The organism is Rhizobium sp. SJZ105, from assembly GCF_007828365.1.
GTDB classification, from domain to species: Bacteria; Pseudomonadota; Alphaproteobacteria; order Rhizobiales; family Rhizobiaceae; genus Agrobacterium; species Agrobacterium tumefaciens.
Map to the genome: position 1 here is coordinate 51,652 of NZ_VIUP01000008.1, position 20,917 is coordinate 72,568.

Sequence of the window (20,917 nt, forward strand, 5' to 3'; positions counted from 1 at the left end):
GTATTAAAGTTAATTGTTTATTGTAATATTAGGCTTTGCTTGAATTAGAATCCTCTAAATATACAGTTCGACTACGCCATGGGGCGTGATCAAACATAAGAGGAGAGAGAAATGATTGCCAAATTTGCTTGCATAGCCGCTGTTCTTACTGTCGCTTCCGTTGGTCAAGCCAATGCCGGTGGTCTGCTGGGCGGTATCCTGTCCGGAAACAGTAACAAGGGCGGCGCACTCGTCGTCGTGTCGCCAAGCATCGATCTGGGTGTCAGCGGTATCCTGTCCAATAACGGGATTCTGAACGGCAACAAGACCGGTATCCTGAATGGCCTTCTCAACGGCAACAAGACTTCCGTCGATGTCATCGACAACAAGAACGATGGCGGCAAAAAGCGTCGCCACTAATGGTGCAGATCGAAAATCGACAGGGATTTTCGGCGTGAACGATGCGCGCAGGATATAAGCCGGAAGCTGTCCTCCAGCTACGTGTGTATGACACACGGTGCTTCCGGAAATAACAAACGGCGCATCGCATGACTGCAAGGGGGCCTTCGGGCTCCCTTTTTTTTGTGTGGCCGCCAATGACTGCACACACAAAACTGCGGGATGGCCACTACTCATGAGGGTTTTGTGACGCGATCGCTGTCGTCATATGTCGGGACTCACGGTTCGGGATCATCCGCGTGAGTTCTGATTTATATTTGATAAATATTGGCAATATTAACGGGAATACGTTCTGCAAGGGCCTTTTTGTCCGTGCCGTTTACTCGATTTTAACCACGATGTTCTTCAATCTAGGGGTGCGTCAACCCCGTCATTACGCTGCGTTTCTGGTCGCGAAAACTCGCATCACGCAGGTGCCGGGATGGTATTTTCAAGGAGCTATCGCATGTTGAAACAATCTCTTCTCGCCCTCGGCCTGCTCGGCATTCTTTCTGACGCATCCGTTGCCGCCGACGCCGTCGGCGATATTCCAGCGGCACCGGTCGTCAACGATGTTGCGCCTGCCTTTTCCTGGGACGGTGTTTATGTCGGTGCCTCCGCCGGTTATGGCTGGAACCGCGTGAAGTCGACCACTTTCGGTGTCACCACGAAGCATGAATTTGACGGCGGCCGTTTTTCCGGTTTCGCTGGTTATAACGCTGAAGTGGCCCCCTCCATCATTCTGGGTGTCGAGGGCGATCTCGGTTATGCCTGGGGCGACAAGACCATCGTCACCAGCGAGGTTTCCGCAGGCCTGAACGGCTCCGCGCGTCTGCGCGGCGGTTATGCGATCGACCGGGCGCTGATCTACACCGCTGCCGGCTACACCGCGACGGACAGCGAAGTGAAGGCGCCCTTCGGTGAGGACAGCAAGGTGCTGCACGGCTGGACGGTCGGCGCGGGTGTAGACTATGCCTTTACCAACAACCTGTTTGGACGCGTCGAATATCGTTACAACGACTTCGGCAAGGCAACCTACCATACCGGTCCGATCACTTCGACCGGCGATGTCAGCGAACATGTCGTCAAGGTTGGCCTTGGCGTGAAGTTCTGACGGTTTTTCCGTCTTCGACAAGGGGCGGCGCAAGCGCTGCGACGCCCCGGTGCTTAAGGAAACAGGGGTGGTGTGCTTCGTGAGGAACGAAAACACACATCGCCTTCCGCTCGGGCTTGAACAGCATACCCTTTTGGTGTGATGGTGGCATCAATCCACTTCCCGCTGCCGATCTCCAGTCGATTCTCCCATGCTACAGAAAAACACCTCGCCGGGCGTTTTTGATCGTCAGGCCTATATGATTGCCGTGCTGGTCTTCATCGCCGGCGGCACCAATGCGGCTGTTGTGCCATTTATCGGTTTTTACATCATACAGGTCCTTGGTCACCCGCCGGCCACGCTTGGTCTCTACAGCGTGACGGCAATGGTTGCTTCGATCATCGCCAGCCGCACTTATGGCGAACGTGTCGATGCCGGTGTGCGGGTGCGGCCATTGCTGCTGCTCTCTGTGTTTGGTGCTTTTATCGCAGCGGCGGCGGCGACCTCCGGGCATCTGGCATTGCTCGTGGCGGTGACGGCAACGGGAATGGGGCTTTCCAACGCCGCCAGTACCCTGATTTTCAGTTATGGTCGCTATTATGGCCGGGTAAAAGCACTGGATGCACCTGCCTATAACGCCTTTCTGCGGACAATGGTGTCGCTGGCATGGATGCTGCTTCCGGCCGCCGCCTATCTGATCCTCGATCTTGCCGGTGCGCAGGCCGTGTTCATGAATGCCATGCTGATGGCGGCCATCTGGGGCGGTCTTGCCCTTGCCTTCGTGCCGCGCGGCCAGACGTGCCCGATGGAACGACGGAAAGAGGGCGACAACGATACGCGGCGCAACCTGCCATTGTTGATGGCGGCAGCGGCCAGCTTCTGCATGTCTTTCGCCCACGCCCTGTGCGCCTCGGCCCTGCCGGTATTTCTGGTGCGCGAGGTGGGCCTGCCGGATTACGTGCCGGGCCTGTCGCTCAGCGTCAAATGCGCGATGGAGGTTCTGCTGATCCTGCTTGCGCCAAGGATCATGCGCCGGGTCAGCGCCCGCATCCTTCTTTGCATCTCTGCGGTGATGGCAATCGTCGCCTTCAACGTCATAGCCTCGGTCCAGACCCTTCCGGCCATGTTGTTCGGAGCAGCACTTGAAGGGGCCTATTACGGGCTTTGCGCCGGCACGTGCCTCACCTTCGTGCAGGGCTTTGCGCGCGGACGCACCGCGCGGGCGACCGCGCTCTACATGAATTCCATTTTCCTTGCCGGGTTGTTTGCGGTGCCGCTTATGGGGTTTGTGTCGCAATATGCAAGCTTCGGTACGTCGATCAGACTTGCTTCGGTTGGTGCAGGGGCAGCCCTGCTGCTGCTGTTCCTGACGCGGCGTCAGGTCAGCGAATAGCGAGACAACGCCGAGGTTTCTGGCGCTGACACCTATCAGCCCTCATCCCTGTGCTTGTCACAGGAATCCAGTCGATGCGCGTCTGCGTCCGAAAAGAGCCCCTTTCAGCCCAAGGACTTGGGCTGGCTAGATTCCCGTGACGAACAGAGGAATGAGGGCGGATATTGAGCCGTATCGAGCCATCCGTCGAAACCGGACGTGCGCCTGTTGCTGTCCTTACGCCGAAATATCGACAATGCCGCAGTCGCCTGCCTCGGAGGCAAATGCGAGCAGTTTGCCGGTGGCGCTCCAGTCCATGCCGGTAATGGCGCCCTTGCCGGGGCGGCGAAGCAGGGCTTCCTTGCCATCCGCAAGCCGCACGCCAAGGATCATGCCGTCAATGAAGCCAATGGCCAGCACATCTTCCAGCGGGTGAAAAGCGACATTGGTAGCCATGATGTTGGCGCGGCTGCCGAGTTCTTCGGGTGCCTTGCCCATCGGGCCGTCCTTGCCAGAAAACGGCCAGACGATCGCGGCCGGGGCACCTGATGAGGCGAGCCACTTGCCCTTTGCCGACCACGAAACGGATTTCACCTTGGCGGGATAACCCGTCATGCGCATATGGCGGGCTTCCATGCCGCCCTTGGTGGCCTCCATCTTCCAGCCATGCAGGGCGTTTTCCTGCATGGTGGTGACGAGGAACTTACCGTCAGGCGAGAAGGTGACGCCGGTATGGGCACCTTTCCATTCCAGATCGACCGGATCGCCTGCACTCGCCACCCAATGCAGCGTCACGCCGTTATAGCGTGCAACGGCAATGCGCAGGCCCTTGGGCGCGAAGGCTATTGCCTCCACCGTGCGTTCTTCCTTGAATTCCTTGACCGTGCCGTCCGAGAGGCGCACGAAGCTGGACTTGCCGACACCATAAGCGACCGCCTTCTGCGGTCCGCCCGCAACGACGCCCACCCATTTGCGCGGCACATTGGCGATCTCGCTGAGGCTGCCATCATGGCCAATGCGCAGCACGCGCCCGTCCTCGCCGCCGGAAAGCAGCGTGGCGCTATAGGGATCGCGGATGCAGGTCAGCAGACCCTCATGCGCCTCAGTGACCTTCTCGCCGCCATCCAGCCGGTGAATGGTGCCGGCGGCGGTGGCAAACAGCGGAATGTCGCCGAGAAAATGGGTCGAGACCACGTGGCCTTCGATATCAAGCGGGGCAACAGTCGGCATGGGGCATCGGTCTTTCGTCTATGTGTTTGTCATTGATGGATTTCGGTCGCAGACCAGGTCGGGAAGACCCGTTGGTGCGGTTTCAACCCGTGGCGTCAAGGTCGGTCCTCGGGTCATACCCGGGGATCACTCGACCATCCATATGCTGGCCGCAATGGCTCCTCGGGTCAAGCCCGAGGATGACGTCGAAAGTGAGGAAGGGCACCGAAAACACCAAGGGTGACACGGTGCCCCGTCAAGGATGTCAAGCCGTGGCAAGGCAGGCGTTGAAGCTCTTTTCCAGCTTTTCGCGGTCGAGTTCGCGGCCGATGAAGACAAGGCGGCTTTCGCGCTTTTCGCCTTCCTTCCACGGGCGCTGGTGATCGCCCTCGATGATCATGTGCACGCCCTGCACCACGTAACGTTCCGCATCGCCCTTGAATGCGATGATGCCCTTGAGGCGCAGGATGTTCGGGCCGTCCGTCTGGGTGACCTTCTGGATCCACGGGAAGAAGCGCTCAGGGTTCATTTCGCCGCCGCGCAGCGACACCGACTGCACCGTTACGTCATGAATCGGGGAGGCGGCGCCATGGTGGTGGTGATCGTGGCCGTGGTCATGATCGTGGTGCGCGTGATCATGGTCGTGATGATGGTGGTCATGGCCGTGATCGTGCCCATGATCATGGTGGTGGTGGTCGCAATCAGGACCGCATGCGTGATCCTCGTGGCCGTGCTCGAGGAAATGCGGATCGTTTTCGAGCGCACGTTCCAGATTGAAGGCGCCCTGGTCGAGAACGCGGGCGAGATCGACGCCGGAACGGGTGGTCTTGTAGATGCGCGCAGAGGGATTGATGGCGCGCACGATATCCTCGATGCGGGCGACTTCTTCCGGCGAAACGAGATCGGTCTTGTTGACGATAACGACATCGGCAAAAGCGATCTGGTCTTCGGCTTCGCGGCTGTCCTTCAGGCGCAGCGGCAGGTGCTTGGCATCGACAAGTGCGACCACCGCGTCAAGCTCGGTCTTGGCGCGCACGTCGTCATCCATGAAGAAGGTCTGGGCGACCGGAACGGGATCGGCAAGGCCAGTGGTCTCGACAATGATGCCGTCGAATCGGCCGGGCCGGCGCATCAGGCCTTCGACCACGCGGATGAGGTCGCCGCGCACCGTGCAGCAGACGCAGCCATTGTTCATTTCGTAGATTTCTTCGTCGGATTCGACGATCAGATCGTTGTCGATGCCGATCTCGCCGAATTCGTTGACGATGACAGCGTATTTCTTACCGTGGTTCTCGGACAGGATACGGTTGAGAAGCGTCGTCTTGCCGGCGCCTAGATATCCCGTCAGGACGGTGACTGGAATGGGCTTGGCTGGTGCTGTTTCGGTCATGGAAACCTCGCGTGGAGAAAGGCCGGTTGAGGCCTCAAGGAATAAGTGTCGACGTCCATATAGGCGCGACGTTCGGGCAGTTCAAAGGGATTCTGGCTGGTTTCGGCGCAGTTTTTCAAATTTTGTTATGAAATAACGTTATGTCAAAAGCGTGGACGTCTTCAAGCAGTTCGACAAGGCCCGAAACGGCATGGGAAATGATCCTTTCGCCTTTCTCGGCTGAGGCGGCGGCGGCGTTTCCGGCAACGCCATCCGGGTTCAGGTCGCCCATAAGCCAACCGAAAGCGTGTGGACCATAGGCACGCAGATGCCTGAAACGGCTGGCGAAATCGCTCTGGCGGGAGGGGAAGTTGGCGGCTTTTTCCATCGCCACCCGCTCCGGGCAAAGCGCCAGCATGACCGACGTCTCGATATCGCCACCATGGATATCGATCGCCTTGTCTTCAGGCTTCACGATATCCACCGGCACGCCGAAACGAGTCCAGCTGGTGGCGACCGCCAGCATACCGAAGCGGGCGCGCGCCTCGGTGGCGACGATGGTCATCAATGGCGAATTGCCGCCATGGGCGTTCAACATCACGAATTTGCGCACGCCTTTTTCATATTCGGCCTTAGCAATGCCGAGCCAGCGCTCAACGGCCTCATCGTAACGCAACGACTTCGTGCCCGGCACATTCATGTGCTCGATGGAATATCCAACGGGCTCCACCGGCAGGAAGGAGACCGGCAGACTGGCGGGCAAAACAGCAGCCAAACGGGAGACAATGCCCGCCGCAATCAGCGTGTCTGTCTCGAAGGGCAGGTGCGGCCCGTGCTGTTCGTGCGCACCGAGCGGCAGCACTGAAATTGCACCTGTTGCGCGAAGATGAGGGTCTGTTACGTTTTCGTCGTGATAATGCGTGTATGAGTTTGGCATCTGGCAGTCCGCGCGTGCATTCGGTAAGGATTTCCAGCAACATATATCGGTTCCGCCACAGGGTAAAAGGCACTCGCATATGAGCAAGGACAAAACTGGGCATAAGGACAAGGGCGCCAAAAAGGACAAGGGCACCAAGAAAGTAAAGGACGCCAAAAAGAGGGATGAGAATTTCAACCCTGAGGAACTGGCGCAATCCATCACCCAGGCCGCCCGTTCCATGCGCACGGCGCTGAGCCACAGCCTTGCCGAAAGCGGCCTTTATGCCGGGCAGGACGGCGTTATTCTGGCGTTGGCGCAGGAAGGCAGCCTCACGCCTGGGCAGATCGCCCAGAAACTTGGTGTCAAGGCGCCGACCATGACGCGAACCATCGGCCGCATGGAAGCCCAGGGCTTCGTGGAGCGCAGTGGCGATGACGAGGATGGCCGCGTAACACTGGTGAAACTGACGGAGACGGGCCTGAAAAGCGTCGAACATATCAACGTATCCATCGCAAATTGCGGTGCGCGGGCGATTGAGGGGCTTTCGGCCAAGGACATCAGGACGGTGGTTAAACTTCTCAAGGTGATCGATACCAACCTTCAATAATTTGTTGAGTTTTTAAAAACCACTGTCTTTTTGTTGATATTCCTTAAACCGGTTGCGGATTTTGTTTAAATTGTTTAATTGCGATTTAAACAGAAACGTCTGTCAATGACATGGGTTTGGGGAGAAATGCCGTGGCACAAAAGATCAAACTGTCGACAATCGCCGAAAGCCTCGGTCTATCGACTGCCACCATCTCCCTTGCATTGCGCGACAGTCCGCTGGTCGCCTCCGACACTCGCGACAAGATCAAGGAACAGGCCCGGGCGCTCGGTTACATCTACAACCGCCGGGCCGCCAGCCTGCGCACCTCGCGCTCCGGCATTATCGGCGTGGTGTTCCACGATGTGATGAACCCGTTTTATGGGGAAATTCTCAAGGCCATCGAAACCGAGCTGGATCGCAGCCGCCAGACCTTCATTCTGTCCAACCATTATGATTCGGTTGAAAAACAGCGCACCTTCATCGAAACGCTGCTGCAACTAGGTTCTGATGGTATCATCATGTCGCCCGCCATCGGCACGCCGATCGAGGACATGACGCTGGCTGAGGAAAACGGCATGCCCGCCATTCTGGTGGCCCGCTCGCTCGAGGGCGTCGACATGCCGACCTATCGCGGCGATGACAGCTATGGCATTTCGCTTGCGACCAATCATCTGATCAGCCTTGGCCATCGCACCATCGCCATGGTTGGTGGTACCGACCAGACCTCGACCGGCCGCGATCGTTATCAGGGTTATGTCAACGCGCTGCGCAAGGCGGGAATCGAGGTCGATCCGAACCTGCGTATTCCCGGCCCACGCTCCAAGCAGGGCGGTTTCGAGGCCGCAGTGCATTTCCTGTCGCTGCCGCAGAAGCCCACCGCTGCCGTCTGCTGGAACGATCTGGTCGCCATCGGCCTGATGAACGGCATTTCGCGCGCCGGACTGGTGGCGGGCGTGGATATTTCCGTGACGGGTTACGACGATCTGGAGGAGGCGGCCATCGCCACGCCGGCGCTGACCACGGTGTCCAACGGACAGGCCGAGGTGGGGCGCCTTGCGGCGCGCGCGCTTCTGGACAGGCTGGCGGGCAGCCACGAGCCGGATGGCGTGCACCTCATCAAGCCGGAAATGCGCATCCGCCAGTCGACAGGGCCGGTGCGTCCGAGGGTTTGAGCAGCGTTTCCCTCTCTTTCGTCATTACGGCCTTCAGCCTAAAGCCAGCCAGCTCAAGCCCTTGAGCTGGAAAGACTCTTTGCGCCCCGCCGACGCGCGCCTCAAGTCCGGCATCACGGAGGCGGGCGCGTTAAAAAAACGGCATGAAACTTCCGTCTGCCCCCATAGCTTCCCCTTATTGCCCTTTTCACGGCCGCCGTTGTTTGAAAAGATCGCGGCCCAGAAGAGCGGGATGGCGAGTGGTTCGCCCATGAATCCGCTCTGACGATATCGGAATGCAATCAGGAGGAATATCCACCCATGTCTGACAGACAAGCCGTCGTTCTCGTTCCCGGCAAGATCAACCCGCGCGTGCTCGAACGCCTCGAAGGCAAAGTCGAGATCGTGACAGTGCCCGCCGGTGCTGAGCCGGTTCTGCCTGATGGTGCGGCTGAGCGCATTAATGCCATCGCCGTTTCAGGCGTCGTCAACGCCAAATGGATCGATGCGCTGCCGAAACTCGAGATCATCGCCAATTTCGGCGTCGGTTATGATGGCGTTGATGCCAAACATGCCGCCACGCGCGGTATCGTGGTGACTAATACGCCCGATGTGCTGAACGACGAAGTTGCGGACACGACGATTGCGCTGCTGATCAACACGGTTCGCCGTCTCTATCAGGCCGAAACCTGGCTGCGTGAGGGAAAATGGGTTGGCGAAGGCCCCTTCGCGCTTTCGCCGTTTTCCCTGCGCGGCCGCAAGGTCGGCCTGTTCGGCATGGGCCGCATTGGCCAGGAAATCGCCAAGCGGCTGGAGCCATTCAAGGTGGAGATCGGCTATCATACCCGCAGCAAGCGCGACGGCCTGCCCTATACCTATTACGGTTCGCTAAAGGAGATGGCGCAGGCTGTCGACACGCTGATCTGCATCGTGCCCGGCACCCCTGAAACGCACAAGGCGATCAACGCGGAAATCCTCTCGGCACTTGGTCCGCAGGGCGTGTTCATCAATGTCGGACGCGGCTCCAGCGTCGATGAGGATGCGCTTTTGCAGGCCCTCAAGAGCGGTGCGGTGGGTGCTGCCGGTCTCGATGTGTTCTACGCTGAACCGAAGGTGCCGGAAGCGTTCCTGTCACTGCCGAACGTTTCCCTGCTGCCGCACGTCGCCTCTGCGTCCATCCCGACGCGCAATGCGATGGCCGATCTGGTGGCCGACAATATTCTCGGCTGGTTTAGGGATGGCAAGGTGCTGACGCCGGTGCCGGAAACGCCGGTTTAGGGATAACACCTCTCCGCCGTCATCCTCGGGCTTGTCCCGAGGATCCAACTACGTAGCGTTAAATCAATCGGTTGCAGATGCTTGGGACAGGCCCGAGCATGACGAAAGAGGCAAAGTTCCGCGCTAACCCCGCCTCTGCCTATTCCGCAATCTCACTCGTCGCGACCCATCGTCCCTCGGCGAAGGACCGGGCCATGGCATGAATGCTGCGCTCGATCTTCAGGCCTTCCTCGAAGTCGATGATATGCGCCGTCTTGCCCTCGATGGCCGCGATCAGTTCCCGGCACTCGATGACCTTCAGATCGTTGAAGCCGAGCCCGTGGCCGGGTGCGGGGATGAAGCGGTCATACGGCTTGTGGTGAGGGGCGGCGAGAATGGTTCTGAAACCCTGCTCCTCCGGGCGCCCGTCCGTGGTGTAGAGCTGGAATTCGTTCATCCGCTCCTGGTCGAAAAGGATCGAGCCGGTGGAGCCGTAAATCTGGATGGCGATACGGCCCTTGCGACCCCAGGCCGAGCGGTTGGCGATCAGCACCGCCGAAATGCCGCCTTCGAGCTTCAGAAGCACGCTGGCAAGATCATGCGTTTCCACAGCGCGCTCGCCGCCGCCACTTAGCGGCCGCGTCTCGTAAGGCTTCACCATATCGGTGATCGCGCTTTCGGCATGGCCGAAAAGGGAAAACAGAAGTGACAGCGGATGAACAGCGAAATCATCCAGCGCGCCATAGCCGGAGGAGGCTTCGCTCTTCCAGTAGAAGGGCTGGGTGGCATCCGCCATGAAGTCCTCATCCATTTCCGCACGGACATGGTAGACATTGCCGATCGCGCCTTCGTCGATAAGGCGGCGCATATGGCGGATGACAGGGTTCTGGATGTAGTTGTAGCCCATGGCCGCCGCCTTGCCCGAACGGCGGGCCGCATCGCGCATCTTCACGGCATCCGTGAAGGCAGGCGCCATCGGCTTTTCGCACCAGACGTGTTTGCCGGCATCAAGGGCGGCAATCGCCATTTCGGGGTGAAAGGCATTGGGTGTGGTGACCGAGATCACATCGATTTCAGGGTCGGCAAGCAGATCGTGCCAGTCGCCGGTCGAGCGGGCGAAACCGAACTCGGCGGCCTTCTTCGCCGCAAGCTCGGGATTGACCTCTGCCAGTGTGACCAGTCGTGGACGCTCCACATCGCCGAAAACGCTGGTGACGTTGTTCCACGCCAAAGCGTGGCACTTGCCCATGTAACCCGTGCCAATAAGGCCAACGCCAAGAGCGGCCATGGTCTCTTCTCCCCTAAATCATTACGATGAAATCAATACGTTCGATTGCTTTTTTCTCTACGGCAATCGCGACGCGGACTTTCCTCGCCCCTCATTCCTGTGACAGGCACAGGGATGAGGAGGGTGCCGTGGACGCTGGCATGCCTCAGGGATTGTCGCGCTTGAAAATCCAGTCGTGATCGGGGTGGTTCTTGAAGCGCCATTTGCGCATCGGCCCGGCCATCACGTTCAAATAATACATCTCGTAGCCATAAGGCGCGCCGCAGGGGTGGTGTCCCTTGGGAACCAGCACGACATCGCCGTCCGCCACAGCCATGGTCTCGTCCAGCGACCCATCCTCGGTGAAAACGCGCTGGAAACCGAAACCCTGCGCCGGGTTGAGCCGGTGATAATAGGTCTCTTCCAGATAGGTCATATCGGGGTAATTGTCTTCGTCATGCCGGTGCGGCGGATAGGACGACCAGTTGCCCGACGGGGTGAACACTTCCGTCACCAGGAGACTATCGGCGACATCGCGCTCTTCCATGGCGATGGGGAAAATGTAACGCGTATTGGCGCCTTTGCCGCGCTCGGTCAGTTGCACGCCATCGGGACCGATCTGTTGCGCTTCGCGGCTACCTTTTTCACCCGGTGCGGTGCAGACACCGACGGTGCAATCCGTCGTGGCCGTCAGCGACCATTCGGAGCCGGCGGGGACATAAACGCAGTGCGGCGGCTTGCGCTCGAACACGTTCATGCGGTCGCCGAGTTCACCGAACTCCTTGCCCCCGGCGGAAATCTTCGCCTTGCCTTCGACAAGCACCAGAATGACTTCCGTATCGCCGGTGTTTTCTGCCGCCGTCTCGCCCGGCTTCAGACGATAAAGGCCGAAACCGACATAACCCCAATCCGCGCTTTGGGGCGTGATGTCGTGCACCTTGCCGCTTGTCGCGACCGGCTTGCGCAGAAGTGAGGTCATGGTGGTGTTCCTTTTTGGTCAGTCGTTCAATTTATCGGGCGGCTATTCCCGCGTTTCCCTCATCCCTGTGCTTGTCACAGGGATGAGGGAGTAAAGGGCCTCAAGCCGCCTGAGCCTTGTCCAGTCCGGCCTCACGGGCAAACGCCTTCAGCGATTTCAGGCCGAGGCTCTGATATTCGAAGGGGTTGCGCACATCCGGGTCCTGTTCGGCCTCGATGACCAGCCAGCCGCTGTAATTGTGCTCGGCGGCAATTTTCAGAACCGGCGGGAAGTTCACGCCGCCCTCGCTGTCACCCGGCACGGTGAACACACCGCGGCGAACGCCTTCGAGGAAGGAAAGCCGCTCGTTCCGAACCTGATCGGCAATCACCGGCCGCACGTTCTTGGCGTGGATATGGCCGACGCGGTGCATGTATTTCTGCGCGACGCGCACGGGATCTCCGCCGCCGAACAGGCAATGGCCGGTATCGAGCAGCAGATGGGTCTTCGGCCCGGTATGCTTCATCAGAAGGTCGATCTCGTCTTCGCTCTCGACCACGGTTCCCATGTGGTGATGGTAGACGAGGGTGATGCCCTGTTCGGCAGCGTAGGCCGCCAGCGCCTCCACACCCGCGCCGAACTTCGCCCAGTCCTCGGCCGCAAGGCGAGGACGGTCAACCAGCGCCGTGTCGTCGGCACCGTGAATGGCGTTCGAGGTCTCGCAGACGATGATGACTTTCGAGCCCATGGCTTTCAGCAGATCGAGCGCCGGCTGCATGGCCTTCTTTTCGGATTCGATGCTGTCGGTCAGAAGGTTCAGCGAATGCCAGCCGGAGACGAAGGAAAGGCTACGCGGCGCAAGCACACCCTTCAGGCCTTCCGGGTCAGTCGGGAACTTGTGGCCCTTCTCGATGCCGTCGAAGCCGATCTTGGCGGTTTCGTCGAGGCATTGTTCAAGGCTGATATTGGCGCCCAGTGTGCGGTCGTCGTCGTTGGACCAGGCAATCGGGTTGGTTCCGTAACGGATCATCTTACTGTCTTTCCTTGATATGGTTTTCGTAGCGCGCGCGCGCCGGTCCGATTTCGGCGCGATCGGAAACTTCGGGTACCGCCACATCCCACCAGTGGCCACGGGCCTGCGGGGTCGGATAGGGGTCGGTATCGATGACGATGACAGTCGTGCGGCTGGATTCGCGAGCGGCCGCAAGCGCCGCTTCCAGCTCGGCGATGCTCGAAACCTTGCGCGCATCCGCGCCCATAGAGCCGGCATGGGCGACGAAGTCGATGGCGATGGGGTTGACGTTGGTGTGGGCGTAGAGGTTGTTGAACTCCGCGCCGCCGGTTTCCATTTGCAGCCGGTTGATGCAGCCGTAACCCCTGTTATCGGTGATGACGAGGGTGATTTTGACGCCCATGGCAACCGATGTCGCAAGCTCGGAATTCATCATCATATAGGAGCCGTCGCCGACCATGACGATCACGTCCCGGTCCGGTTCCGCCATCTTGATGCCGAGGCCGCCGGCAACCTCATAGCCCATGCAGGAGAAGCCGTATTCCATGTGATAGGAAAGCGGCAGCTTGGATTTCCACAACTGGTGCAGCTCACCCGGCATGGTGCCCGCCGCGCACATGACGACGGTATTGTCGCGCGACTGGCGCTGCACGGCGCCGATCACCTGCATGTCGGTGGGCAGGCTGTTGGCGTTGTCCTCACCCGGTGCCGCCGTATCGGCATCGGCCTTCTCGAACCATGCCGCCTTGAGCTTGGCATCCGGTGCCGTGAAGCGGTGGCTGCCAAGGGCGGCCGACAGTTTTTCGAGACCGATCTTCGCATCCGCCGTCAGGCTGATCGCATCATGCTTGGCGCTGTCATAGGGCTGCACGTTGAGGGCGAGGATCTTGCGGTCCGGGTTCTTGAACAGCGCCCAGGAACCGGTGGTAAAGTCCTGAAAGCGGGTGCCGACGCCGAACACCAGATCGGCTTTCTCGCTTATGATATTGGCGCTTTCGGCGCCTGTGACGCCGACCGGGCCGAAGTTGAGATCGTGATCCCAAGCCAGTGCCGATTTGCCGGCCTGGGTTTCGACGACCGGGATGGAATGGGTTTCCGCAAAACGCTTCAGCGTTTCGGTGGCGCCGGAAAAATGCACACCGCCGCCGGCAACGATGACGGGGTTCTTCGCAGCCTTCAGCGCTGCGACGGCCTCTTCGAATTCCACCACATCCGGTTCCGGGCGGCGTTGCCGCCAGACGCGCTTTTCAAAGAAGCTGACGGGATAATCATAAGCTTCCGCCTGCACGTCCTGGCAGAAGGCCAGCGTTACCGGGCCGCAATCGGCCGGGTCCGTCATGGTGCGCATGGCGCGGGGAAGGGCGGTCAGCAACTGTTCCGGGCGCATGATGCGATCGAAATAACGGCTAACCGGGCGGAAGCAGTCGTTCACCGTCATCGTGCCGTCGCCGAAATCCTCCAGCTGCTGGAGCACGGGGTCGGGACCGCGATTGGCGAAGACATCGCCGGGGATGAGAAGAACCGGCAGGCGGTTGACATGGGCGAGCGCTGCCGCCGTTACCATGTTGGCAGCACCGGGGCCGATAGAGGAGGTGACCGCCATTGCCCGCCGGCGACGCAGCTGCTTGGAATAGGCAATCGCCGCATGCGCCATGGATTGCTCGTTCTGGCCGCGATATGTCGGCAGTTCCTCGCGAATGCCATAAAGCGCCTCGCCGATGCCGGCGACATTGCCATGGCCGAAGATGGCCCAGACACCGGCAATATAGGTCTCGCCATGCTCATTCATCTGCGCGGCGAGGTAACGAACCATAGCCTGCGCAGCCGTCAATCTGATTGTCTTCACGCTGCCTCTCCCTTTTTGGCGCGCGCCTCATCCCATATGCGGCACAGGCTGGTATAGCGCTGCGCCATGTCCTTCACCGCTTCCTCATCGGTGATCTTGCCACCGAGCCAACCCCGCGCGGCGTCGGCGAAAATCGTGCGGCCAACCGCGAAACCTTTGACCAGATCGAAACCGGCGGCAAGGCGGAAGCTCTCCTCCAGCTCGCTTTGCGGCGCGTCGAGACCAAGAACGACGATGCCGCGCACGTAAGGATCGTTGCGATGCACGGCGTCGCAGGCATTTTTCCAGGCGGCTCTGGTTTTCATCGGCTCCAGTTTCCACCAGTCGGGATAAACGCCGATCTCGTAGAAGCGTTCGATGATGCGCGCGGCGGTCAGATCGTCGGTCGGGCCGACCTTGGAGGGAATGACCTCGAGCAGCATTTCCAACCGGTTGCGGCGTGTCGCCTGGAACAGACGCATCACCGTCTCCTCCTGCGCGGCGCGCATTTCGTCGGTATCATCCGGGTGATAGAAGCACAGAACCTTGACGACATTTTCCAGCGGCCATTCGGAAAGCCCGCCGAAATCCTTGCCGAGTTCCGGTTCCAGCGTCAGCGGGCGCGAACCCGGCCATTCCACCGGCCGGCCTATCCACAGACCGGAGCCGCTGGCTGCGAAAAGCGCATCGCGTCCGAGGCGTCCGTCACAGAGGATACCGTAACCCGCCTTGCCACCGGCGACCGTTTGCGCGGCCTCAAGGCAGAGCTTCTTGAAGGCGCCGATGCGCTCATGTTTAATGCCGAGTTCGTCGGCGATCGCTTCCAGTTGCATGCGATGGTCGAAGGCGAAGACGCGCATGGTGTCCCATTCGCCCTTGCGATTGGTTGACCAATGCACCTGTTCCAGCGCCTCGTCCTTGCGCAGCGCCTTGTTGCGGATGCCGGCCTTGAAGAAATATTGCAACTCTTCCCAGCTCGGATAGGCGGGAGTGCAGCCGTGGCGGGAAACGGCAAAGGCGCCACAGGCATTGGCGTATTTCAGTGTCGTCGGCCAGTCCTCGCCGCGCAGCCAGCCGCGGAAAAGCCCGGCCATGAAACCATCGCCCGCGCCGAGAACATTGAAGACCTCGATCGGGAAACCTTCGCCCGTCTCGCCATCGTCCAGGCTTGCCGGAATTTCGCCGGCGAAAACCGAAGCACCCATCGGGCCACGCTTGCACACCAGCGTCGCGTTCGACACCTTGCGTACGGCGTTCAGTGCGGCCAGCGTATCGGTCGAGCCGCCGGCAATGTGGAATTCTTCTTCCGTGCCTACAATCAGATCGAAGAGATGCAGGGTGGATTGCAGCTTGGCGGTGACCTTCTGCGATTCCACGAAGCGGCTTTCGCCATCGCCATGGCCGGCAACACCCCAGAGATTGGGTCGATAGTCGATGTCGAGCGCTGTTTTCGCACCGTTTTCGCGGGCAAGTTTCAGCGCCTTCAGCACGGCCGCTTCCGTCTTCGGATGCGACAGATGCGTGCCGGTGGCGCAGACACAGCCTGCTTCGGCAATAAAGGCGGGATCGATGTCGTCTTCGCTGAGCGCCATGTCGGCACAGTTCTCGCGATAGAAAATCAGCGGAAACTGGTTCTGGTCGCGAATGCCGAGAAGCACCAGCGCAGTCAACCGCTCCGGGTCGGTTTTCACGCCGCGTACGTCCACGCCTTCGCGCACCAGCTGTTCACGGATGAAGCGGCCCATATGCTCGTCACCAACGCGGGTGATGACGGCACTGGCAAGGCCGAGCCGCGCGGCGCCGGCCGCAATATTGGTGGGAGAGCCGCCAATATATTTGGCAAAGGAGGCCATGTCCTCCAGCCGGCCGCCGACCTGTGAACCATAAAGGTCGACCGACGAGCGCCCGATCGTGATAAGGTCAAGTTTTTTCAAAAGCTTCCTCCTTCGGACCCCGCATTGAGGGAGCCTGATGCCAGTGGGCCTCCTCCGCCCACTTTCTGTCTCACCACCTTCGGGTGCATTCACGAGACGGACAATTATGGAATGCCCGTTTCATGAATTTGGATCATAAATTCTATTTTTTATGTTTTCAATAAAAATATTCAGGCTGTTTTGCGTGTTCCCACAGCGACAGCGAGTGTAATGGCGAGACAGAGCGTGGCGGAAAGCGAGCGGAATGCACCAAAATCGATTTCCGTTACCGTGAGTAGCGTCGCGCCGGACTTGCGCAGCGGATTGACGGCCGAATCGGACATGGCGACAACGGGAATGCCGTTGGCGCGGGCCATCTCGGCCAATTCCAGCGTTTCCGCCGAATAGGGGGAGAAGGTGATCGCAATCAGCGCATCGTCGCGGGAGATGGCGCTGAGGTTGCCGAGGCCACCGACGGCGCTGTGCAAAACCGCAGGTACCTTCATTTTCTCGAAGGCGTAAGCGAGGTAACTGGCAATGGGGAAGGAGCGCCGCAAACCGATGATATGCACGGTGCGCGCCTGTGCCAGCGCCGAGACCGCCTCGTCAAGCTGCCGTGTATCGACCGATTTCAGCAGCATTTCCAATGAGGACCGGCCAGCCTCCACGAACTCCGCCAACAGGCCCGACGCGCTCTCGTCGCCCTTTTCGCGCAGGTGGTCCAGCCGGGTCGCATAATCCGGCCAGCCGCCGACATAGGAATCGCGAAACAGGCGCTGCATCTCCGAAAAGCCGGAAAAACCCATGATCTGGCAAAAGCGCATGAATGCAGACGGCTGCACGCCGGCACCTTCTGCCATTTCGGCGACGGTGGAAACGGCAATGCGATCCTGATTGGACGCGACATAATCTGCACATTGACGTAATCGTTTCGGCAGGCCTTCCGCGACCTGAAGCAACCGCTCCTCAAAAGCCTTCACGGAGTCTGGCGCATCGATTGCCGTCATTGTCGTTCCTTTGTGCAGATTGAAATCGTGTGCACTTTAACTGCAATGGAATTTTTATTCCATTGTGTTTTTTACGAACGGATCAATGAAGCGGGATCGGGGTTTGTTGCGGTGTGTGATCGGGTTAACTTTCGTCATTCCGGCTCGAGGCCGGAACGACGAAGAGGGGATGATTGACGCTTTTGGGTCAGTGCAATCCACCCACGCCAAGATGCGTATCAACAATATCCGGGTTCGCCGCAAGATCGTCGGACGGTCCTGACCAGACGATGCGGCCGCGTTCCATGATGATGGCGTGGTCGGCGAAGTCGATGGCCATCTGGATGCGCTGTTCGATGAGAAGAATGGTCATTTCGCCCGATTGCGCGAGTTTCGAGAAGGCCGCCATCAGTTCCTCGCAGATAACAGGGGCGAGACCTTCGAGGGGTTCATCGAGAAGCAGCACCTGCGGCTGGCCGAGGATGGTGCGGGCGGTGGAAAGCATCTGCTGCTCGCCACCGGAGAGTTGCGAGCCGAGATTGCGGCGTCTTTCCTTCAGGCGCGGAAACAGCGTGTAGGCTTCCTCGATGGCCGATTTCGGCCGGCCCTTGAGGCCGACGAAGAGGTTTTCTTCGACTGTGAGTGTCGGAAAGACATCGCGGGTTTGCGGCACGTAACCGAGACCGGCGAGGGCGCGGGCAGCACTCGGCAGGGCGGTGATGTCCTGCCCGCCGAGATGGATATCACCGGCAAATCGTTTCGTCTGCCCGGCAAGCGTGGAAAACAGGCTTGTCTTGCCAACGCCGTTACGTCCGAGCACCGCGAAACGCGAACCGGCGGGAACGGAGAGCGACAGACCCTCGATGACACGGGTGGGGCCGTAACCGGCGGTCAGGTTGGCGATTTCAAGCGGCGCTGCGGGCATTGGCGTAACTTCCGAGATAGGCTTGGCGGACTTCTGCGTTGCTGGTGACTTCGCCAGGCGAACCGTCGAATATGACGGCGCCTGCGGCGAGCACGACCACACGTCTGGCGAAACGGAAGACCAGATCCATGTCGTGTTCGATCATCAATATGGCGAGGTCGGCGGGCAGGCGATCGAGCGCCTGTTCGATACGCGCCGTTTCCGTCGAGGGAACGCCGGCGGCAGGTTCATCAAGCAGCAGGATTTTGGGCTTGAGCGCCATGGCAAGTGCGATCTCGATGAGCCGCTGCTGGCCATAGGCGATTTCACGGACGCGGGTTTCGGCGATGGCAAGCAGGCCAAGCGTTCCGAGAATGTCGCGCGCCTCGCTCATCACCGTTGGCATGGAGCGGTAACGGCCGAAAATCCGGCCCGTCCTGCCTTCCCTTTGCAGAATGGCGAGTGCGACATGTTCCTCCGGCGTCATGTCCTGGAACAGTCGCGTCACCTGAAACGAGCGGACAAGTCCGCGCTTCACGCGCTGACTGGCGCTGAGCCCCGTCACGTCTTCTCCGGCAATCCGCACGGTTCCGGCGGATGGCTTGATGTTTCCGGTAACGAGGTTGACGAAGGTGGTCTTGCCGGCGCCGTTGGGCCCGATCAGCACGGTGCGATCTCCGGGCGAAAGCGACAGCGAGACATTGTTGGTAACGACGAGACCGCCGAAATTTTTCTGCAGGCCGGAAACTTCGAAAATGGCGCTCATTTGCGATCTCCCCTCAGGCGCGCGATGATTTGTTCGCCCGCGCCATAAAGGCCGCGCGGCGCAAACAGCACGACGGCGATCAGAAGCAGGCCGACGATTGTGAGCCAGTGGAACGGGTTGGCGGCGGAAACGACGTCCTCGAACCACATGAAGGTGACGGTGCCGATCAGCGCGCCATAAAGCGAGCCCGCGCCACCGAGAACCAGCATGACCAGCGCTTCGGCAGACAGCGTGAAGCTGAGGCTGTCGAGGCCGACCACCTGCGTGGAGATGGCGTTCAGCGCGCCGCCGATGCCGGCAACGATGCCTGATATCACGAACATCTTCAAAATCGTGCCATTGACCGAACCGCCCATGGCCTGAATGCGGATGCTGTCCTGCTTGACGCCGCGACACAGCATGCCGAAGGGCGAATTGACGACGACGCGAAGTGCCAGAAAAACCAGAAGCAGCAGGCAGACGCCGTAGATATAGGCGGTGCGGCCGTAAAGATCGAATTCGAAGGTGCCGAACAGCGCATCGGGCGAGACGCCGGCAAGCCCGTCGCTGCCGCCCGTCCAGTCCGACGCCTTGTTGGCCGCCTCATGGAAAAGATGGACGACGGCGATGGACAGCACCAGTTGCGGCAGGCCGTGCGCGCGCAACAGAATGGTGCCGGACAGCAATCCCGCGATGCCGCCCACTGCTGCGCCGATGAGGGTCATGAAAAGCGGGTCGGTGATACCGTAGTGGGCAGCGGCAATGCCGGCGGCATAGGCGCCGGCACCGAACAGGGCCGCATGGCCAAGTGTCGCCACGCCACAATAGCCGGTAACGAGATCGATGGAGAGCACGAGAAGCGCTATCGCGATGATACGCGTCAACAGCGCCAGATTATCCGGGAACAGGAAGTAACCGGCGATGGCGGCGATGATGATGAGCAGCGGACCGCCAATCGCGCGCATGGGCGAGCGGGCCTTCGGCGGTTTTGCCGTTTCAGTGAGGTCGTTCATGAGCACCGCCATCTCATTTCGCCCTTCCAAGAAGGCCGCGCGGAAACAGCGTGATGATCACGATGACCGCCAGATAGAAGAAGAATTCGCCGTATTCGGGGGCAAGATACCGCCCAGTCGTATCGATGGCGCCGAGCAGCAGACAGGCGATCAGCGCGCCGGGGATCGAGCCTGCGCCGCCGACGGATACGACCACCAGGAAGGTGACCATGTAGCGCAGCGCATAATAGGGTTCGACCGGCAGCAATTCTGCGCCGATGACGCCGCCCATTGCGGCAAGGCCGACGGCGATGGCGAAGCTTACGGCATAGATGATTTCGGTGCGCACGCCGAGGGCTGCTGCCATGGCCGCATTGTCCACCGCTGCCCGCAACTTGATGCCGAAGGCGGTCTTTTCGAACGTGAACCAAAGTGCCGCCGCCACCACGAGGCCAGCGACGATGGCGAAGATGCGGTGGGTGGCGATGGTGCGAAAACCGAGATCGGTAGGACCGGCCAGTTCCTGCGGCAGCGGAATGGTTTTGAGCGTTGGCCCGAACACGAAATTGGCTATGCCGATGATGCAGAAGGTGATGCCGATGGTCATCAGCACCTGCGTCAGTTCGGGTGCGCCGTAGATGCGCCGGTAGAGAAACCGTTCGAGCGGTATGGCGATCACGATGGTGCCGACAATCGCAACGAGGATTGCCGCCGCGTAACCAAGGCCGAGGCCATGGGCGGCATAGGAGGCGAGATACCCGCCGATCATGGCGAAGGCGCCGTGGGCGAGATTGACCACACGCATCAGCCCCATTGTCACGGATAGGCCGATGGAGATGATGAAAAGCACCATTCCATAGGCAAGCGCATCGACAAGGATGCTGAAGACCGTCTGCATGTTCGAAAGCTCCTCCTGATGCAATTGCACCCGTGCCGGAG

At 60.0% G+C, this 20,917-nt stretch carries 20 protein-coding genes; 6 read left to right on the top strand and 14 right to left on the bottom strand.

Annotation, left to right across the window (positions count from 1 at the left end):
* Nucleotides 1-111 precede the first annotated feature (111 nt).
* From FB593_RS20525 to FB593_RS20535, 3 genes are all read left to right on the top strand, one after another.
* A complete protein-coding gene (locus FB593_RS20525; protein WP_004430950.1) occupies nt 112-399 on the top strand; it encodes a hypothetical protein in 288 nt (95 codons plus the stop codon).
* Between the two features lie 484 nt (nt 400-883).
* The gene (locus FB593_RS20530; protein WP_145166869.1) at nt 884-1,531 is read left to right on the top strand and encodes an outer membrane protein; all 648 of its coding nucleotides are present in this window, start codon (nt 884-886) and stop codon (nt 1,529-1,531) included.
* A 190-nt stretch (nt 1,532-1,721) separates the two neighbouring features.
* Entirely contained in the window at nt 1,722-2,903 is a 1,182-nt protein-coding gene (locus FB593_RS20535; RefSeq protein ID WP_013762339.1) for an MFS transporter, read from the top strand.
* Nucleotides 2,904-3,119: 216 nt separating this feature from the next.
* On the opposite strand, the gene FB593_RS20545 is transcribed toward FB593_RS20535, so the two are convergent.
* From FB593_RS20545 to FB593_RS20555, 3 genes are all read right to left on the bottom strand, one after another.
* Nucleotides 3,120-4,112, bottom strand: coding sequence for a WD40 repeat domain-containing protein (locus tag FB593_RS20545; RefSeq protein WP_013762340.1), 993 nt, complete (start codon nt 4,110-4,112; stop codon nt 3,120-3,122).
* A 244-nt stretch (nt 4,113-4,356) separates the two neighbouring features.
* Complete coding sequence (locus FB593_RS20550) at nt 4,357-5,481, bottom strand: CobW family GTP-binding protein (protein WP_004430957.1); 1,125 nt, start codon at nt 5,479-5,481, stop codon at nt 4,357-4,359.
* 115 nt (nt 5,482-5,596) lie between these two features.
* Entirely contained in the window at nt 5,597-6,397 is an 801-nt protein-coding gene (locus FB593_RS20555; RefSeq protein WP_060642662.1) for a creatininase family protein, read from the bottom strand.
* A gap of 79 nt (nt 6,398-6,476) precedes the next feature.
* Here FB593_RS20555 and FB593_RS20560 point away from each other — a divergent pair, with 79 nt between their 5' ends.
* Nucleotides 6,477-6,986, top strand: coding sequence for a MarR family winged helix-turn-helix transcriptional regulator (locus FB593_RS20560; RefSeq protein WP_004430960.1), 510 nt, complete (start codon nt 6,477-6,479; stop codon nt 6,984-6,986).
* A 131-nt stretch (nt 6,987-7,117) separates the two neighbouring features.
* Nucleotides 7,118-8,140, top strand: coding sequence for a LacI family DNA-binding transcriptional regulator (locus tag FB593_RS20565; RefSeq protein ID WP_004430963.1), 1,023 nt, complete (start codon nt 7,118-7,120; stop codon nt 8,138-8,140).
* 33 nt (nt 8,141-8,173) lie between these two features.
* Here the strand turns inward: FB593_RS20565 and FB593_RS27585 are convergent, their stop codons facing one another.
* Entirely contained in the window at nt 8,174-8,392 is a 219-nt protein-coding gene (locus tag FB593_RS27585) for a hypothetical protein (protein WP_162632988.1), read from the bottom strand.
* A 48-nt stretch (nt 8,393-8,440) separates the two neighbouring features.
* On the opposite strand from FB593_RS27585, the gene FB593_RS20575 reads away from it, so the two are divergent.
* Nucleotides 8,441-9,397 carry a 2-hydroxyacid dehydrogenase gene (locus FB593_RS20575; RefSeq protein WP_065688492.1) on the top strand — a complete coding sequence of 319 codons (957 nt, stop codon included), beginning with the start codon at nt 8,441-8,443 and terminating at the stop codon, nt 9,395-9,397.
* Between the two features lie 139 nt (nt 9,398-9,536).
* On the opposite strand, the gene FB593_RS20580 is transcribed toward FB593_RS20575, so the two are convergent.
* The 10 genes from FB593_RS20580 to FB593_RS20625 form a co-directional block, all read right to left on the bottom strand.
* Nucleotides 9,537-10,664, bottom strand: a complete 1,128-nt coding sequence (locus FB593_RS20580; protein WP_060642661.1) for a Gfo/Idh/MocA family protein — start codon at nt 10,662-10,664, stop codon at nt 9,537-9,539.
* 145 nt (nt 10,665-10,809) lie between these two features.
* Nucleotides 10,810-11,622 carry a 5-deoxy-glucuronate isomerase gene (gene iolB, locus FB593_RS20585; RefSeq protein WP_065663300.1) on the bottom strand — a complete coding sequence of 271 codons (813 nt, stop codon included), beginning with the start codon at nt 11,620-11,622 and terminating at the stop codon, nt 10,810-10,812.
* A gap of 100 nt (nt 11,623-11,722) precedes the next feature.
* Nucleotides 11,723-12,631, bottom strand: a complete 909-nt coding sequence (iolE, locus tag FB593_RS20590; RefSeq protein WP_065660225.1) for a myo-inosose-2 dehydratase — start codon at nt 12,629-12,631, stop codon at nt 11,723-11,725.
* Nucleotide 12,632: 1 nt separating this feature from the next.
* Nucleotides 12,633-14,459 (bottom strand): 3D-(3,5/4)-trihydroxycyclohexane-1,2-dione acylhydrolase (decyclizing), encoded by a 1,827-nt coding sequence (gene iolD, locus FB593_RS20595; RefSeq protein WP_145166870.1) that lies wholly within the window; start codon nt 14,457-14,459, stop codon nt 12,633-12,635.
* A complete protein-coding gene (locus tag FB593_RS20600; protein WP_019566984.1) occupies nt 14,456-16,372 on the bottom strand; it encodes a bifunctional 5-dehydro-2-deoxygluconokinase/5-dehydro-2-deoxyphosphogluconate aldolase in 1,917 nt (638 codons plus the stop codon). Before FB593_RS20600 ends, iolD begins: the two co-directional genes overlap by 4 nt.
* A 170-nt stretch (nt 16,373-16,542) precedes the next feature.
* Nucleotides 16,543-17,358, bottom strand: a complete 816-nt coding sequence (locus tag FB593_RS20605) for a MurR/RpiR family transcriptional regulator (RefSeq protein ID WP_004430982.1) — start codon at nt 17,356-17,358, stop codon at nt 16,543-16,545.
* Between the two features lie 187 nt (nt 17,359-17,545).
* Nucleotides 17,546-18,262: an ABC transporter ATP-binding protein gene (locus tag FB593_RS20610; RefSeq protein ID WP_065688495.1), complete on the bottom strand. Its 717-nt coding sequence runs from the start codon at nt 18,260-18,262 to the stop codon at nt 17,546-17,548.
* Nucleotides 18,243-19,007, bottom strand: a complete 765-nt coding sequence (locus FB593_RS20615; RefSeq protein WP_065660227.1) for an ABC transporter ATP-binding protein — start codon at nt 19,005-19,007, stop codon at nt 18,243-18,245. Before FB593_RS20615 ends, FB593_RS20610 begins: the two co-directional genes overlap by 20 nt.
* A complete protein-coding gene (locus FB593_RS20620) occupies nt 19,004-20,011 on the bottom strand; it encodes a branched-chain amino acid ABC transporter permease (protein ID WP_065660228.1) in 1,008 nt (335 codons plus the stop codon). Before FB593_RS20620 ends, FB593_RS20615 begins: the two co-directional genes overlap by 4 nt.
* Nucleotide 20,012: 1 nt before the next feature.
* A complete protein-coding gene (locus FB593_RS20625) occupies nt 20,013-20,876 on the bottom strand; it encodes a branched-chain amino acid ABC transporter permease (RefSeq protein ID WP_013762353.1) in 864 nt (287 codons plus the stop codon).
* Between the last annotated feature and the right edge of the window lie 41 nt (nt 20,877-20,917).

Coding starts and splice junctions, on each gene's coding strand:
- FB593_RS20620 (WP_065660228.1), bottom strand. CDS start 20,011: ATGGCGGTGCTCATGAACGACCTCACTGAAACGGCAAAACCGCCGAAG.
- FB593_RS20605 (WP_004430982.1), bottom strand. CDS start 17,358: ATGACGGCAATCGATGCGCCAGACTCCGTGAAGGCTTTTGAGGAGCGG.
- FB593_RS20575 (WP_065688492.1), top strand. CDS start 8,441: ATGTCTGACAGACAAGCCGTCGTTCTCGTTCCCGGCAAGATCAACCCG.
- iolB (WP_065663300.1), bottom strand. CDS start 11,622: ATGACCTCACTTCTGCGCAAGCCGGTCGCGACAAGCGGCAAGGTGCAC.
- FB593_RS27585 (WP_162632988.1), bottom strand. CDS start 8,392: ATGGGCGAACCACTCGCCATCCCGCTCTTCTGGGCCGCGATCTTTTCA.
- FB593_RS20525 (WP_004430950.1), top strand. CDS start 112: ATGATTGCCAAATTTGCTTGCATAGCCGCTGTTCTTACTGTCGCTTCC.
- FB593_RS20610 (WP_065688495.1), bottom strand. CDS start 18,262: ATGCCCGCAGCGCCGCTTGAAATCGCCAACCTGACCGCCGGTTACGGC.
- FB593_RS20545 (WP_013762340.1), bottom strand. CDS start 4,112: ATGCCGACTGTTGCCCCGCTTGATATCGAAGGCCACGTGGTCTCGACC.
- FB593_RS20560 (WP_004430960.1), top strand. CDS start 6,477: ATGAGCAAGGACAAAACTGGGCATAAGGACAAGGGCGCCAAAAAGGAC.
- FB593_RS20550 (WP_004430957.1), bottom strand. CDS start 5,481: ATGACCGAAACAGCACCAGCCAAGCCCATTCCAGTCACCGTCCTGACG.
- FB593_RS20555 (WP_060642662.1), bottom strand. CDS start 6,397: ATGCCAAACTCATACACGCATTATCACGACGAAAACGTAACAGACCCT.
- FB593_RS20580 (WP_060642661.1), bottom strand. CDS start 10,664: ATGGCCGCTCTTGGCGTTGGCCTTATTGGCACGGGTTACATGGGCAAG.
- FB593_RS20535 (WP_013762339.1), top strand. CDS start 1,722: ATGCTACAGAAAAACACCTCGCCGGGCGTTTTTGATCGTCAGGCCTAT.
- FB593_RS20615 (WP_065660227.1), bottom strand. CDS start 19,007: ATGAGCGCCATTTTCGAAGTTTCCGGCCTGCAGAAAAATTTCGGCGGT.
- FB593_RS20625 (WP_013762353.1), bottom strand. CDS start 20,876: ATGCAGACGGTCTTCAGCATCCTTGTCGATGCGCTTGCCTATGGAATG.
- FB593_RS20530 (WP_145166869.1), top strand. CDS start 884: ATGTTGAAACAATCTCTTCTCGCCCTCGGCCTGCTCGGCATTCTTTCT.
- iolE (WP_065660225.1), bottom strand. CDS start 12,631: ATGATCCGTTACGGAACCAACCCGATTGCCTGGTCCAACGACGACGAC.